Source organism: Janthinobacterium sp. TPC_1, from assembly GCF_056037845.1.
The window spans coordinates 5,964,799-5,978,888 of record NZ_CP195157.1; the positions used below are offsets into that span (position 1 = coordinate 5,964,799).

At 61.2% G+C, this 14,090-nt stretch carries 14 protein-coding genes, 1 tRNA gene and 2 pseudogenes; 1 reads left to right on the top strand and 16 read right to left on the bottom strand.

All coding sequences use genetic code 11. The features are described from left to right. Positions 1–12 precede the first annotated feature (12 nt). The 16 genes and pseudogenes from ACQVLG_RS28995 to rpsO all read right to left on the bottom strand — a co-directional run bounded on the left by ACQVLG_RS28995 (position 13) and on the right by rpsO (position 13,335). Positions 13–1,266 (bottom strand): NADH-quinone oxidoreductase subunit D, encoded by a 1,254-nt coding sequence (locus tag ACQVLG_RS28995; RefSeq protein ID WP_034749992.1) that lies wholly within the window; start codon positions 1,264–1,266, stop codon positions 13–15. Then, on the bottom strand, positions 1,266–1,859 hold the full coding sequence (locus ACQVLG_RS29000; protein ID WP_072452729.1) for an NADH-quinone oxidoreductase subunit C: 594 nt from the start codon (positions 1,857–1,859) through the stop codon (positions 1,266–1,268). The genes ACQVLG_RS28995 and ACQVLG_RS29000 overlap by 1 nt, the downstream gene beginning before the upstream one ends. A gap of 17 nt (positions 1,860–1,876) precedes the next feature. Further along, complete coding sequence (locus ACQVLG_RS29005) at positions 1,877–2,353, bottom strand: NuoB/complex I 20 kDa subunit family protein (RefSeq protein WP_010399733.1); 477 nt, start codon at positions 2,351–2,353, stop codon at positions 1,877–1,879. A gap of 3 nt (positions 2,354–2,356) precedes the next feature. Further along, positions 2,357–2,718 (bottom strand): annotated as a pseudogene (locus ACQVLG_RS29010) (NADH-quinone oxidoreductase subunit A). A 177-nt stretch (positions 2,719–2,895) separates the two neighbouring features. Next, positions 2,896–2,980: transfer RNA gene (locus ACQVLG_RS29015), tRNA-Leu, on the bottom strand. Between the two features lie 201 nt (positions 2,981–3,181). Then, entirely contained in the window at positions 3,182–3,583 is a 402-nt protein-coding gene (gene secG, locus ACQVLG_RS29020) for a preprotein translocase subunit SecG (protein ID WP_035820525.1), read from the bottom strand. A 28-nt stretch (positions 3,584–3,611) separates the two neighbouring features. Beyond that, on the bottom strand, positions 3,612–4,361 hold the full coding sequence (gene tpiA, locus ACQVLG_RS29025; RefSeq protein ID WP_474292080.1) for a triose-phosphate isomerase: 750 nt from the start codon (positions 4,359–4,361) through the stop codon (positions 3,612–3,614). Between the two features lie 73 nt (positions 4,362–4,434). Further along, the gene (locus tag ACQVLG_RS29030) at positions 4,435–5,415 is read right to left on the bottom strand and encodes an NAD(P)H-quinone oxidoreductase (protein WP_474292081.1); all 981 of its coding nucleotides are present in this window, start codon (positions 5,413–5,415) and stop codon (positions 4,435–4,437) included. Between the two features lie 70 nt (positions 5,416–5,485). Next, positions 5,486–6,094, bottom strand: coding sequence for a tetratricopeptide repeat protein (locus ACQVLG_RS29035; protein ID WP_474292082.1), 609 nt, complete (start codon positions 6,092–6,094; stop codon positions 5,486–5,488). A 69-nt stretch (positions 6,095–6,163) separates the two neighbouring features. Then, positions 6,164–6,925: a GIN domain-containing protein gene (locus ACQVLG_RS29040; protein ID WP_230540374.1), complete on the bottom strand. Its 762-nt coding sequence runs from the start codon at positions 6,923–6,925 to the stop codon at positions 6,164–6,166. 108 nt (positions 6,926–7,033) lie between these two features. Then, complete coding sequence (locus ACQVLG_RS29045; RefSeq protein WP_474292083.1) at positions 7,034–7,243, bottom strand: hypothetical protein; 210 nt, start codon at positions 7,241–7,243, stop codon at positions 7,034–7,036. A 153-nt stretch (positions 7,244–7,396) separates the two neighbouring features. Continuing rightward, positions 7,397–9,352: a methyl-accepting chemotaxis protein gene (locus ACQVLG_RS29050; RefSeq protein WP_474292084.1), complete on the bottom strand. Its 1,956-nt coding sequence runs from the start codon at positions 9,350–9,352 to the stop codon at positions 7,397–7,399. A gap of 144 nt (positions 9,353–9,496) precedes the next feature. Further along, positions 9,497–9,793 carry a hypothetical protein gene (locus tag ACQVLG_RS29055; RefSeq protein ID WP_230540371.1) on the bottom strand — a complete coding sequence of 99 codons (297 nt, stop codon included), beginning with the start codon at positions 9,791–9,793 and terminating at the stop codon, positions 9,497–9,499. 29 nt (positions 9,794–9,822) lie between these two features. Continuing rightward, on the bottom strand, positions 9,823–10,500 hold the full coding sequence (locus ACQVLG_RS29060) for a hypothetical protein (RefSeq protein WP_474292085.1): 678 nt from the start codon (positions 10,498–10,500) through the stop codon (positions 9,823–9,825). Positions 10,501–10,716: 216 nt separating this feature from the next. Further along, a pseudogene (gene pnp, locus ACQVLG_RS29065) lies at positions 10,717–12,833 on the bottom strand (polyribonucleotide nucleotidyltransferase). 232 nt (positions 12,834–13,065) lie between these two features. Next, positions 13,066–13,335: a 30S ribosomal protein S15 gene (gene rpsO, locus ACQVLG_RS29070; RefSeq protein ID WP_010399743.1), complete on the bottom strand. Its 270-nt coding sequence runs from the start codon at positions 13,333–13,335 to the stop codon at positions 13,066–13,068. A 185-nt stretch (positions 13,336–13,520) separates the two neighbouring features. Between rpsO and bamE the strand changes: the two genes are divergently transcribed. Beyond that, positions 13,521–14,054 (top strand): outer membrane protein assembly factor BamE domain-containing protein, encoded by a 534-nt coding sequence (gene bamE, locus ACQVLG_RS29075; RefSeq protein ID WP_474292086.1) that lies wholly within the window; start codon positions 13,521–13,523, stop codon positions 14,052–14,054. Positions 14,055–14,090: the final 36 nt, after the last annotated feature.

A 14,090-nucleotide genomic window follows, 5' to 3' on the forward strand; every position in this document is an offset into this window, starting at 1 on the left:
ACTTTTTGCCTCTTAGCGGTCAATACTGCCGAACACGATATCTTGCGTCCCGATGATGGTCACGGCGTCGGCAAGCATGTGCCCACGCGCCATCTCGTCGAGCGACTGCAAGTGGGCGTAGTCTGGCGCGCGCAGTTTCATGCGGTACGGCTTGTTGGCGCCATCGGACACCAGGTACACGCCGAACTCGCCCTTCGGATGCTCCACGGCGCTGTAGGCCTCGCCTGGCGGCACGTGGAAGCCTTCCGTGAACAGCTTGAAGTGGTGAATCAGCGATTCCATGTTGGTCTTCATGTCGACGCGGCCCGGAGGCGCCACCTTGCGGTTGCTGGTCATGACAGGACCTTCATTGTTGCGCAGCCACTCCACGCATTGCTTGATGATGCGGTTCGACTGGCGCAGCTCTTCCACGCGGACCAGGTAGCGGTCGTAGCAATCGCCGTTGGTGCCGATAGGAATGTCGAAATCCATCAGGTCGTACACTTCGTACGGCTGTTTCTTGCGCAAATCCCACTGCACGCCCGAGCCGCGCAGCATGGCGCCCGTAAAGCCCATGGCCAGCGCATCTTCCGGCGAGACCACGCCGATGCCGACGGTACGCTGTTTCCAGATACGGTTGTCGGTCAGCAATGTTTCGTACTCGTCCACCGAGTTCGGGAAGCGGCGCGCGAAGTCTTCGATGAAGTCCAGCAGGGAACCCTGGCGGTTTTCGTTCAGTTTGCCGATGGCCTTGGCGTTGCGGATGATCGATGCCTTGTGCTGCGGCATTGCATCCGGCAAGTCGCGGTACACGCCGCCCGGACGGTAGTAGGCCGCGTGCATACGCGCGCCCGACACTGCCTCGTAGGCGTCGAACAAGTCTTCGCGGTCGCGGAAGCAATACAGGAACGGGCCCATGGCGCCGACGTCCAGCGCGTGGGTGCCGAGCCACATCAGGTGATTCAGGATGCGCGTCATCTCGTCGAACATGACGCGGATGTATTGCGCGCGCAGCGGCACTTCCAGGCCCAGCATCTTTTCGATGGCCATCACGTACGCATGTTCATTGCACATCATCGACACATAGTCGAGACGGTCCATGTACGGCACGGATTGCAGGTAGGTCTTCTGTTCGGCCAGCTTTTCGGTGGCGCGGTGCAGCAGGCCGATATGCGGGTCGGCGCGCTGGATGACTTCGCCATCCATCTCCAGCACCAGGCGCAGCACACCGTGCGCGGCCGGATGCTGCGGCCCAAAGTTCAGGGTGTAGTTCTTAATCTCAGCCATTATTTCATCCCGTAATGTTCTTCGCGGATCACGCGCGGCACGTTTTCCCGCGGCTCGATCGTCACGGGCTGGTAAATCACGCGCTTTTGTTCCGGATCGTAACGCATCTCGACATAGCCGGAGACGGGGAAATCCTTGCGGAACGGATGGCCGATGAAACCGTAATCGGTCAGCAGGCGGCGCAAGTCGTTGTGGCCTTCGAAGAGGATGCCCAGCAGGTCGAACGCTTCGCGCTCGTACCAGTTGACGGCGCGCCAGATGCCGACCACGGAGGGCAGCAGCGGCATGTCGTCGTCCGGCGCAAACACGCGCACGCGCACGCGCCAGTTGTGCTTGACCGACAGCAAGTGCGAAACGGCCGCGAAACGCAGGCCATCCCAGCTGCCGTCGCCGTAGGTCGAGTAATCGACGCCGCACAGGTCGAGCAATTGCTCGAAATGCAGGGCCGGATCGTCGCGCAGGGTCTGCATCACGGCCAGGTAGTCCTCGGCCTTGACGACCAGGGTGACTTCGCCCAGCGCAACCGTCGTGCTAACGCGATCGCCCAGGGCAGTGCCGAGGGCGTTTTGCAATACTTCTAAATGTGTTGTCATAATCTGAAGCGGCCCGGTTAGCGTGCGATCGTGCTGGTACGCTTGATCTTGTTCTGCAACTGCATGATGCCGTACAGCAAGGCTTCAGCGGTCGGAGGACAGCCAGGCACATACACGTCGACGGGCACGATGCGGTCGCAGCCGCGCACCACGGAATAGGAGTAATGGTAGTACCCGCCGCCATTGGCGCAGGAACCCATCGAGATGACCCAGCGTGGCTCTGCCATCTGGTCGTAGACCTTGCGCAGGGCCGGCGCCATCTTGTTGCACAGGGTACCGGCAACGATCATGACGTCGGACTGACGCGGCGACGGACGGAACACGACGCCGAAACGGTCCATATCGTAGCGGGCTGCGCCCACATGCATCATTTCGACCGCACAGCAGGCCAGACCGAACGTCATCGGGAACATAGACCCGGTGCGCGCCCAGTTGATCAGCTTGTCGGCCGAGGTGGTGATGAAACCTTCGCTTAATACGCCTTCAATAGCCATGGCTTATTCCCAGTCAAGGGCACCTTTCTTCCAAATGTACCAAAATCCGACCACGAATTCAGCGATGAACACCATCATCGTGACGAAACCGGCCCAGCCCAGGTCGCGCATTGCAACGCCCCATGGGAAAAAAAGAATGCCGTTTCCAGATCGAACAAAATAAACAGGATTGCGACCAGATAGTAGCGCACATCGAATTTCATGCGCGCGTCTTCGAATGCTTCAAAACCACATTCGTACGGGGAGAGTTTTGCTGCGTCAGGCTTGTTAGGGCCTAACAGGCGCCCCAGGAGCTGGGGAGCGATACCGACACCGAGGCCGATAATAATGAACAGCAGGACGGGGAAGTAATTTTCGAGGTTCACGATTGATGAGCTTATATTGAACGATCGGTTAAATGAGGACGCTGCGATCATTTGCAGCGTATCTAACGCACGACCCCAATCAAAGCTAAGACCAGGATCGAACGACACATCCTCGTAAAAAAAGCCAGCAACTTTGTACGAGCCATGGCTCGTGCGCCGTTGCTGGCTTCTGATTTCTGGTGCCGACGACGAGACTCGAACTCGTACAGCTTGCGCCACTACCCCCTCAAGATAGCGTGTCTACCAATTTCACCACGTCGGCGGTAAGGCCCGTATTCTACTCTGCTTTGCCGCTAAAGTTAATGCACAAATGCATCAAAACACAGATAAAAACGATAAATTTTTACATCTTCCAGCGCGTCACGATTTTTTCCTGCCGCACTGCTAAAACATTGAGCAATAATCTGCCCGTAATGAGAATTACTCTCGATGAGGTATCGAGATACTACTCGGTGACACTGAATTACTTCGGAATCGCGCCTGCCGGGGTGCTGGCAACCGGTGCCGCTGCTGCGGGAGCGCTGGCGGCCGGTGCTGCAGGCACCGTCGTCGGGATCGCGCCCGCGCCGGTGACCGGCACTGGCTTGACGACTTTGTCCATCACGCCGCCGCCCACCGTGGTGGCGCGCTGATTGGCCATCAGCGACAAGGCCAGCGTGGCGCCGAAGAAGATCGCGGCGGCAACGCCCGTCGATTTCGACATGAAGTTCGACGAACCCGTCGCACCGAACAGGCTGCCCGAGGCGCCCGAACCAAACGCGGCGCCCATGTCGGCGCCCTTGCCGTGCTGCAGCAACACCAGCGCGATAATCGACAATGCCGAAATAACCTGTACTACCACTACCAGATTGAACATCATGTTCATTGCAATTCCATTCTTAGTTTAAAGTAATTCAATCAGCGGCGTGAATAATCGCCAGGAAATCCGCCGCCTTCAATGCTGCTCCACCGATCAGACCGCCATCGATATCCGGCATCGCCATCAATTCTTTTGCGTTCTCCGGCTTCATGCTGCCGCCGTACAGGATTTGCACGCCGGCGGCCGCTACCGCATTCTTTTCTGCCAGCTGGGCACGCAATACCTGATGCACGTCCTGCGCCATTTGCGGCGTGGCCGTCTTGCCCGTGCCGATGGCCCAGACCGGCTCGTAGGCCAGCACCAGTTTCGCCACGTCGCCGGCGGAAATCGCCGCCAGCACGGCGCCCAGTTGCTGCTCCACCACCGCATTGGTCTGGCCCGCTTCGCGCTGCGCCAGCGTCTCGCCGATGCAGACGATGGGCGTGATGCCCGCCGCCAGCGCGGCAACCGTCTTGGCCGCCACCTGCGCATCGCTCTCGCCGTGGTAGGCGCGGCGCTCGGAATGCCCGATCACCACATAGCCGCAGCCGAAATCCTGCAGCATGGCAACCGAGATTTCGCCCGTGTAGGCGCCGCTGGCGTGCGCGGAAACATCTTGCGCACCCCAACCGAGAGCCGTGCCTGCCAATTGCGCCTGGCACTGCGCCAGATACGGCGCGGGCACACAGACGGCGCTGGCGGCGCCAGAGGCGGTCAAGCCAGCAACTATTTCAGACAATAACACCGCGTTCGAGGTGCGACTGCCGTTCATTTTCCAATTTCCGACGACGAGTTTGCGACGCATAGTAGCCTAAATTCTTAATAACCCGTCATTCTAACCCCGGCACCGATGCCGGTCAAACAGGCAGCGCCCCGTTTCAGGCAACTTGCAACATGATCTTGCCCACGTGCGTGCTCGCTTCCATCAAGGCATGCGCCTCGCTGGCCTTTTCCAACGGGAAAGTTTGATAGATGACGGGCTTGATCTTGCCCGCCTCGATCAGCGGCCAGACGGTCGTGCGCAGGTGGTTTGCGATGGCCGCCTTGAAGGCGACGGAACGGGGGCGCAAGGTCGAACCGCTGACGCTCAGGCGGCGGCGCAGCACTTGCCCCAGGTCCAGGGTGGCTTTGGTGCCGCCCTGCACGGCGATCAGGCCGATGCGGCCATCGTCGGCCAGGCAGTCGATTTCGCGCGGCAAGTAGTCGCCGCCCACCATGTCGAGGATGACGTCGACGCCTTTGCCATCAGTTAACTCCTTGACGACGGCGACAAAATCTTCCGTGCGGTAATTGATGCCCCGTTCGGCACCCAGCGCCTCGCAGGCGCGCGCCTTTTCGTCGCTGCCGGCCGTGGCAAACACGCGGTGACCGAGTGCGGCCGCCAATTGAATGGCCGTCACGCCGATGCCGGACGTGCCGCCCTGCACCAGCAAGGTTTCACCATCGGCCAGCGCGCAGCGGTCGAACACATTGCTCCACACGGTAAAGAAGTTCTCGGGCAGGGACGCGCCTTCCAGCGCCGTCAAGCCTTTCGGCAAGGGCAGGCACTGACCGCTCGGCGCGGCGCAATATTCGGCATAGCCGCCGCCCTGCACCAGCGCGCAGACCAGGTCGCCCTTCTTGAATGCCGTGCTGGTGAAATCACCATCGACGACTTCGCCCGCCACTTCCAGGCCCGGCAAGTCGGACGCGCCGGCGGGCGGCGCATACTTGCCCAGGCGCTGCAGCACGTCAGGGCGGTTGATGCCGGCCGCGTGCACCTTGATCAGCAGTTCGCCCGCTTTAAATTGCGGCATGGGACGTTCGGCGACCTGCAAAACGTCGGCGGGACCTGGCTGGCTGATGGCAACTGCACGCATGGCGGGACTCTTTCAAGGGAAAACGGCGATTGTACGCCAAGCCGCCCTCCCCTGCAGACCACCGCCCCTCTTAACCGGCGCCCGTCTTCGACTGGCGCGGCAAGGGCGTGCCCGGCTTCCATTTCGCCGACAGGGCCTGCCCTTCCTCGACTTGCTCATGCGTCATCTTGCGCACGACGGCGGCGCGCTGGTCGGCCGCATTCGCGTTGCCATTCGCGGCCGCCAGATTCCACAGCATGTAGGCGATGACGTTATCCTGCTGCACGCCGCCCATGTGGTAGCGGTACATCAGGCCCAGCACCTGTTGCGCCTCGGCATGATTCTGCTCGGCCGCCTTGCGGAACCAGCTGACGGCCTGCTTGTGGTCTTGCAGCACGGCGTTGCCCGTGTAATACATGGCGCCCACCACGTACTGGGCGTCGGCCTTGCCCTGCTCGGCCGCCTTGCGGTGCCAGAACATGGCTTGCTTGTAATCCTGCGGCAAGCCACGCCCCATGTAATACATCAAGCCCAGCAAATGCTGGGCATCGGCGTTGCCGGTCTTAGCAAGGGGCAATATTTCCTTGTAAGCCAGCGCGTAATTCTTGTTGTTGTAGGCGCTGGCGCCTTCGACGAAGCCGGCCCGCGCGGCCAGCTGTATCGTCAACAGCATGAGTAATGTAATGATCAGTTTTTTCATCGGAATGGGATGTGGTCTCACTGCTTTTTCTTATCCAGTCCAAGGACAGCTAGGCCTGGCTGCGCTTGCTTACTTCCAGCTCACCTTGCCCAGGCCCTCGACGCTGACGTCGCGGTTAGCCGGTTTGCCGTACACCACCACCGAACCGAGTCCGCTCAGGTTCAGCTTGGCATTCGTATGGGCATTCACCGTGGCGTTGCCCAGGCCGCTCAATTCCAGGTTGACGGCGTCCGCTTCGAACTGCTGCGCATTCAGGCTGCCCAGGCCGCCCAGGCTGGCTTTCAGCATGCGTCCGCGTCCGCCCAGCACCACCGAGCCGGCGCCCTGCAAGTCCAGCTCGGCCCGCTCATTGTTACCTATCCATATCTGCATGCTGCCCACGCCGCCCAGGCTGGCATTGAGCTTGCGGTAGTCGCCCACCAGCTTGATGCTGCCCGCCCCCTCCAGCGACAGGGTCAGTTCCTCGCCCTTGAAGCCCGTGATGTCCGTGCTGCCGAAGCCTTCCGAACTCAGTTCGCGCAAGTTCGGCAAGACCAGGTCGGCGCGGATCGACGAAGGGCCGATCTTGAAGCCGCGCACTTCCGTCTCGATGTGCAGGGTGTCGCCGCTTTGCGCCGTGCTGACATCGGCAATGTAGCGCTTGTCGGCCGTGATGCTCAGCGAAGGCACGTTGCCCTGGCGAATGCGCACTTCCATCACGCCATCGAGCTTGACCCTCACCACGCGGGCGTCGACGCTGCGCATTTCCAGCAAGCGGGTCTCGGCGGCCGCGCCGCGCACGAACCCCAGTGTGACCAGCAACAACAGCGCCAGTTCCAGTGTCTTTTTCATGTAGTGCATCCTCGGTATCTTGTTTTTATCTGTCAGGCCGTCCGCCAGGGGTGCCGGCATTGCTCGCGCAACAGCACTGTAGCAGTGCCGAAAATTGCTGACAATCAATTATGCGAAACGGGCCTTTTCCAAGGCAGTCAGGCGCTTGGCCTTGACCACCACCACTTGCATGGCCGCCTTGTCCGCTGGCGCAGCCACGGTGGCCGTGGAACTGGCCACTTGCAGGGCCGGAGCGGCCGGGGCGATGGCGTAGCAGCTGGCGCCGAGCACGATGGCGGCGGCAACGGCAATGACTTCCATGTTTTTAGCGACGTTCATTTGAATCTCCTCGGGTGTCTGGCAGTGGGCTTGCGGTATGGTGTCACTATAGCCATACCGCCCCCGGCCAACACGCCGATTGCGACGAACTGCGCTTTTGGCAGGCTGGCCTGACAAAAACGCGGATGAACGTCACATCCAGCAGAGTTCGTCTTAGAACTCTTCCCACTCGTCGGCGCCGGACTTGGCTGCCTTGACGGGCTTGACTGTCGATAGCGATGGCGACAGCGCGCGGGCCGGCGCACGTGGTACCGATGCGGCCGGCTTTGCCTTGAGGCGCGTCGCGGGCGCCGGTGCCGCAGCAGGCGCATCGCCCAGGCGGAACATGCCGACGGCTTGCGCCAGGTCCACGGCCTGCTCCTGCAGGCTTTCCGCGGCAGCGGCCGCTTGCTCGACGAGTGCCGCGTTTTGCTGTGTCATGGTATCCATGTGCGTGACGGCCGTATTGATCTCGCCGATGCCGGCGCTCTGTTCGCGGCTGGCCACCGTGATCTCGCTCATGATGGTCGTCAATTGCTGCACCGAGGCCACCACCTGATCCATGGTCTGGCCCGCTTCATCGACAAGACGCCCGCCCGCATCGACTTTTTCCACCGAGTCGCCGATCAGCTCCTTGATTTCCTTCGCCGCGCCAGCGGAGCGTTGCGCCAGGTTGCGCACTTCGGACGCCACCACGGCAAAGCCCCTGCCCTGCTCGCCCGCGCGCGCCGCCTCGACGGCCGCGTTCAGGGCCAGGATATTCGTCTGGAAGGCGATGCCGTCAATCACGCCGATGATGTCGACGATCTTGCGCGAACTTTCCTGGATGCCGGCCATCGTGCCCACCACCTGCTGCACCACGCGGCCGCCCTTGGCCGCCACTTCCGAGGCGGACATGGCCAGCTCATTGGCCGCATGCGCGTTTTCCGCATTCTGTTTCACCGTCGAGGTCAGTTCATCCATCGAACTGGCCGTCTCTTCCAGCGCGCCCGCTTGCGCTTCCGTGCGCGAGGACAGGTCGGCGTTGCCGGCGGCAATATCGGCCGACTCGCTGCGCACCAGGGTGCTGATGCTGCGGATCTGCACCAGCACGGTGGCGATCTTTTCGACGAACAGATTGAATGCCTTGGCGATCTGCGCCAGTTCGTCCGTGCCTTGCGCGTCGAGGCGACTGGTCAGGTCGCCGTCGCCCGTGGCGATCGCTTCCATCGCATCGCGCACCAGGCCCAGGCGGCGCAGGGCGCGCGCCACCAGCACACTCAAGACCGTGGCGGCCAGGGCCAGCACCAGCAAGGCCGTCAGGGCCGAGGCGCGCAGCATGGAACTCAAGGCTTGCGTGGCTTCCGCCCGGTCCAGCACGGTGGCCAGCAGCCAGTCGCTGCCTGGTACCTTACTCACATGCAAAATGCCGTCACGTCCGTCCAGGCGGATGGCGGCGCCGTCGCCGCTCTTTTCAATATCGGCCAGCGCCTGCGCGCTCAGGCCCGGGTCCAGCTCGGCCAGCGGCTTCAAGGTCAGCTTGCCGTCCGGGTGGGCGATGATCTTACCGCCGCCATCGACGAGAAAGCCGTAGCTGGCCGGCGTCGGCTTGATCGACGCGACGTTTTGCACCACGGCATCCATCATCACGTCGGCCGCCATCACGCCCGTCACGCTGCCCTTGCCGCCCAGCGGCTCGGCAAACGTCACCACCAGCTTGCCCGTGCTGGCGCCGATATACGGCGCAGTGATGATGGGGCCGCCCGTCTCGGACGCCAGCTTGTACCAGGGCCGCGCCGTGGGATCGTAGTCGGCGGCGCGCTTGCGCTCCTGCGAAAAGACCGCGTGCTTGTCGGCAAAGCCGATGTACGCCATGTCGAAGGTGCCCGCCTGCTCGGCCGCCTTCAGGGCCGGCAGCGGATCGGCCGCCGTGGCGCCCTGCTTGAGCGAACCTACGACGGCTTGCTTGGAACGCAGCCATTCGGCAATGGCCGTGGCATGGCTATGCGACAACTGCAGCATCTGCGTGTCGAGCGCAGCCAGGGTGCTGGCGCGCGTGGTAAAGAAATTGGCGATGGCGACGGCCAGCATGGCCAGCACGACGATGGAAACGGCGATGGCGATCAGCCGCGCCTTAAGGGAGGACAACATGGTGCATCCAATAAAAAAAGAGGAAATCGGGAGGGATGCGCCATGGTCGGGGAATAAGATTTTGTCGTCAAGCAATACCGACTCTCAATTACCCATAAACAACAATTGATACCTTATATTAACTTCATGTTGACGATATATTCACTATATCTCGCCCCGCAGCTTGCGCAAGGCGGGCGATTCGCCGCCCGTCGCTTCGATGCGGAAGCGGGCAAACGCCTGCTCCAGCTCGGGATACCGGCGCAAGCCGCCTTCCGTAAAATAGCGCCCGCCCGGGATATCGCCCCACGGCAGGGGCGCGGTCAAGGCGCCGCTGCCCGCCAACGCCAGCAGCGGCTCGAGCGCGCTGCGCAGGTCGGCCACTTCCCCATCGGCGGGCGCCAGGCGCGCCAGCAATTGCCCCAGTTCGGCGGCGCTGGCTTGCAAGCGCTGTTGATCCATCATGTCTCCTCAATTCTTGATCGTGCCGATCAGCACGGGTGCCGACCACAGACTACGGTTGGGCAATAAATACTGCTGCGCCCCACCCTTGCGCCGCACCAGCCCGCCCAGTTCCTGCGTGGGCGCCACCTGGCTGACGAACACGTTGACGGTACCCTTGGGCATGATTTGATACACATCATACAGCGGCGCCTCGCTCTCTTCAAGGGCAAGCCGAAACAGTCGGCCAGGGTGGCGCACTGGCCCGAGGCCTGCTGCAATTGCGCGCTGGTGGTGAAATACGGCGAATACGGCGACACATTCTGGCCATGCGGCACGATTTTTACCAAGGCGGCCGACATGGCTTGCAAGTCCGGCACGGTGCTGCCGGAAGCAAGCTGTTCTACGGCCCGCGCATAGATGGTGTCGGCCGACGCGGCAGGATCGGCGGCGCGCAGTTCGCGCAGGAATTGCCGCCCTGGTCCGCTCTCGAGGTAGGCATCGATCGCATCCCGCGGCAAGCCCGCCGTCCTGAAGGTGCTGAGGTCATTGATTTCGCGCGCATGCACGGCGCGCAAGGCATCGAGGTCTTGCGCCGGCATGGACGCGGACGCGGCGGCGATGGGAATGGGCAGCGGCACCGGCGTGGGTGCGTTGTCCAGCTGTGCCCGGACACCGGGCGCGACGGCAAACAGAAAGGCGGCGGCCAGCCCGCAGAATGTGCGCATGCTGCATCTCCTTGGAAGACTCGTTCAGGGGTGGATCCCCCCTTGAATCTACAAGGCGCAAAACCGGCCAATGCGACCTGCATCAAGGCCGGTGCACGCGTCGGCACACAGCTTCGATGCAGCGCAAACGATGCGCATAAAAAAACCGCCAGGGCTTGCGCGCCGGCGGTTTTTGAGCATGCGGCGAAAGCCGCACTCAGGCTAACTTAGACGAACTTAAGCGGCTGGCGCTTCGTTGCCTTCGGCAGCTTTCATCGACAGCTTCAGGCGGCCGCGGTCGTCCGTTTCCAGAACCTTGACGCGCACCAGCTGGCCTTCTTTCAGGTAGTCGGCCACGGCGTTGACGCGCTCGTTGGCGATCTGCGAGATGTGCAGCAAGCCGTCCTTGCCTGGCATGACTTGCACGATGGCGCCGAAGTCCAGCAGTTTCAGCACGGTGCCTTCGTAGGTCTTGCCCACTTCGACGGATGCCGTCAATTCTTCGATGCGGCGCTTGGCTTCCTGGCCGGCGGCAGCGTCGACGGAAGCGATGGTGACCACGCCTTCGTCGCTGATGTCGATCTGGGTGCCCGTCTCTTCGGTCAGCGCGCGGATCACGGCGCCGCCCTTGCCGATCACGTCACGGATTTTTTCCGGGTTGATCTTGATGGTGATCAGACGCGGTGCGAAATCGGACAGTTCGGTTTTGACGTGCGGCATGGCTTTTTGCATTTCGCCCAGGATGTGCTCGCGGCCTTCCTTGGCTTGCGCCAGCGCCACTTGCATGATTTCCTTGGTGATGCCCATGATCTTGATGTCCATCTGCAGCGCCGTGATACCGTTGCGGGTACCGGCTACCTTGAAGTCCATGTCGCCCAGGTGATCTTCGTCGCCCAGGATGTCGGACAGCACGGCAAACTTGCCGCCTTCCTTGATCAGGCCCATGGCGATACCGGCCACGTGTTCTTTCATCGGCACGCCGGCGTCCATCAGTGCCAGGCAGCCGCCGCAGACGGATGCCATCGACGAGGAACCGTTCGATTCCGTGATTTCCGATACCAGGCGCACCGAGTAGCTGAACTCTTCGGCGGCTGGCAGGGCGGCGATCAGCGCGCGCTTGGCCAGGCGGCCGTGGCCGATTTCGCGGCGCTTCGGCGTACCGACGCGGCCCGTTTCGCCGGTGGCGAACGGAGGCATGTTGTAATGCAGCATGAACGAATCCGTGAATTCGCCCATCAGCGCATCGATCTTCTGGCTGTCGCGGGCGGTGCCCAAAGTTGCCACGACCAGCGCCTGCGTTTCGCCGCGCGTGAACAGGGCCGAACCGTGGGTGCGTGGCAGCACGCTGGTGCGGATCGAGATCGGACGCACGGTGCGCGTGTCGCGGCCGTCGATGCGTGGCTCGCCGTCCAGGATCTGCGTACGCACGATCTTGGCTTCGATGTCGAACAGGATGTTGTTGACTTCAGCGCTGTCGATCGACGCGCCGCCGGCGGCAGCCGCTTCGGCCGACAGGTCGGCGATCACTTCCGACGTTGCCGCCTTCAGCTTGGCCGTGCGCTCTTGCTTGTCCTTGGTTTGATACGCGTCATTGATCTTGGCGTTGGCGAAATGCGCGACGCGGGCGATCAGTGCTTCGTTTTTCGGCGCAGGCGCCCATTCCACTTCCGGCTTGCCGCCGTCACGCACCAGGTCGTGAATCGCGTCGATGACGACTTTCATCTGGTCGTGGCCAAAGACCACGGCGCCCAGCATGATTTCTTCGGACAGCTGTTTCGCTTCCGATTCGACCATCAGCACGGCCGTTTCGGTACCGGCGACAACCAGGTCCATTTCCGACGTTTTCAGTTGCTGGACGGTCGGGTTCAGGATGTACTGGCCGTTGGCGTAACCGACGCGCGCGGCGCCGATAGGACCGTTGAAAGGCACGCCCGACACGCACAGGGCGGCCGAGGCGCCGATCATGGCGGCGATGTCCGGATCGATTTCAGGGTTGACCGACAGCAGTGAATGATGACTTGCACTTCATTCAGGTAGCCTTCCGGGAACAGCGGACGGATAGGACGGTCGATCAGACGCGATGTCAGTGTTTCTTTTTCGGAAGGACGGCCTTCGCGCTTGAAAAAACCGCCCGGGATTTTACCGGCAGCATAGGTTTTCTCGACATAATCAACCGTCAAAGGGAAGAAATCCTGGCCTGGCTTGGCATCTTTGCGCGCCACTACCGTTGCCAGAACGACGGTATCTTCGATCGACACCAGCACTGCGCCGGATGCCTGACGAGCGATTTCGCCGGTTTCCAGGGTCACTTGATGTTGACCGTACTGGAAGGTTTTCGTAACTTTGTTAAACATGGGGTATCCCTTTTCTAATTGCCGACAGATTTTCAGGGGCTGTCGTTCACCTCACCACAGGCGGCGTAAAAATGCTGCCTTTACTTGTTGCCACCTTTGCTACTTTACTTTTAAAACATGATGTCGGTAGAGAATACTGTACTTCCCGACATAAATCCGGAATTCAAATGACAAAATGCCCGCGTCAGCGAACTGGCGCAGGCATTTCTGTATAAACCTTGTACGGCAAAAATTACTTGCGCAGACCAAGTTTAGCGATCAGGTCGCGATAACGGGTAGCGTCTTTAGCCTTCAGGTAGGACAACAGGCTCTTACGACGGTTGACCATCATGATCAGGCCGCGGCGGGAGTGGTGATCTTTCGAGTGGGCTTTGAAGTGGCCGTTCAGTTCGTTGATGCGAGCTGTCAGCAGTGCAACTTGCACTTCAGGGGAGCCGGTGTCGTTTTGACCACGTGCGTTGTCCGCGATGATAGCGGCTTTGTTGATGTTTTCTACTGTCATGATAAACCTTTCACATGCGGTGCACAGAGTCTGAACCCTATCCACCGTGAACTACGATTATTAAAATACTGGCCTAGGCTTCCAACCAGACGCGCAAGTATATCGGAAAAATGCCCGCCTGTATCCTGTCGTGCGCGCTTTTCTCGGTGCATGATAGGGTTTTCCTGCATTTCAGGAGGTCCAACATGAAAAATCTGCTCAAATTAGCAACACCGCTGCTGTTTGCCGTGCTGGCTGGCTGCGCCAGCTGGAACGTCCCGCCGCCGCAGCCGGGCGAGCCGCGCGCCGCCGTGGAAGCGCGCCTGGGCCGTCCAACGAATATCTACCAGCTGCCCACGGGGCCGGAACTGGAATACGCGACGGGGCCGTACGGTCAATATACCTACATGGCCCGCTTCGGCCCCGACGACAAGTTGATTTCCTACGAGCAAGTGCTCGACACGCCGGGCTTTGCCCGCATCAAGGTAGGCGTGTCGACCCAGCAAGACGTGCTGCACACGCTGGGCCGCCCGACGGAAACTTCGTATCTGTCGCTGCCGAAACTGCACGTCTGGTCTTACCGCTACAAGGAATCGGGCGTGTGGGATTCCATGATGCACGTGCATTTCGACCACGACGGCATCGTGCGCATGATGATGAACGGGCCCGATCTGCCAAGGAAGAGCGCCGCTTTTTCTGGTAAGACATTACCGGCGCAACAACGCCTGATAAAACCGTAGCGAGCGGAAGAGAGAGTTGGCTAAGAAGCGCAACCG

What these genes read in the sequence shown, in the direction of transcription:
- secG (WP_035820525.1), bottom strand. Translation starts at nt 3,583, where the DNA reads ATGAACATGATGTTCAATCTGGTAGTGGTAGTACAGGTTATTTCGGCA.
- ACQVLG_RS29050 (WP_474292084.1), bottom strand. Translation starts at nt 9,352, where the DNA reads ATGTTGTCCTCCCTTAAGGCGCGGCTGATCGCCATCGCCGTTTCCATC.
- ACQVLG_RS28995 (WP_034749992.1), bottom strand. Translation starts at nt 1,266, where the DNA reads ATGGCTGAGATTAAGAACTACACCCTGAACTTTGGGCCGCAGCATCCG.
- ACQVLG_RS29055 (WP_230540371.1), bottom strand. Translation starts at nt 9,793, where the DNA reads ATGGATCAACAGCGCTTGCAAGCCAGCGCCGCCGAACTGGGGCAATTG.
- ACQVLG_RS29045 (WP_474292083.1), bottom strand. Translation starts at nt 7,243, where the DNA reads ATGAACGTCGCTAAAAACATGGAAGTCATTGCCGTTGCCGCCGCCATC.
- tpiA (WP_474292080.1), bottom strand. Translation starts at nt 4,361, where the DNA reads ATGCGTCGCAAACTCGTCGTCGGAAATTGGAAAATGAACGGCAGTCGC.
- ACQVLG_RS29040 (WP_230540374.1), bottom strand. Translation starts at nt 6,925, where the DNA reads ATGAAAAAGACACTGGAACTGGCGCTGTTGTTGCTGGTCACACTGGGG.
- ACQVLG_RS29060 (WP_474292085.1), bottom strand. Translation starts at nt 10,500, where the DNA reads ATGCGCACATTCTGCGGGCTGGCCGCCGCCTTTCTGTTTGCCGTCGCG.
- ACQVLG_RS29000 (WP_072452729.1), bottom strand. Translation starts at nt 1,859, where the DNA reads ATGACAACACATTTAGAAGTATTGCAAAACGCCCTCGGCACTGCCCTG.
- ACQVLG_RS29035 (WP_474292082.1), bottom strand. Translation starts at nt 6,094, where the DNA reads ATGAAAAAACTGATCATTACATTACTCATGCTGTTGACGATACAGCTG.
- bamE (WP_474292086.1), top strand. Translation starts at nt 13,521, where the DNA reads ATGAAAAATCTGCTCAAATTAGCAACACCGCTGCTGTTTGCCGTGCTG.
- ACQVLG_RS29005 (WP_010399733.1), bottom strand. Translation starts at nt 2,353, where the DNA reads ATGGCTATTGAAGGCGTATTAAGCGAAGGTTTCATCACCACCTCGGCC.
- rpsO (WP_010399743.1), bottom strand. Translation starts at nt 13,335, where the DNA reads ATGACAGTAGAAAACATCAACAAAGCCGCTATCATCGCGGACAACGCA.
- ACQVLG_RS29030 (WP_474292081.1), bottom strand. Translation starts at nt 5,415, where the DNA reads ATGCGTGCAGTTGCCATCAGCCAGCCAGGTCCCGCCGACGTTTTGCAG.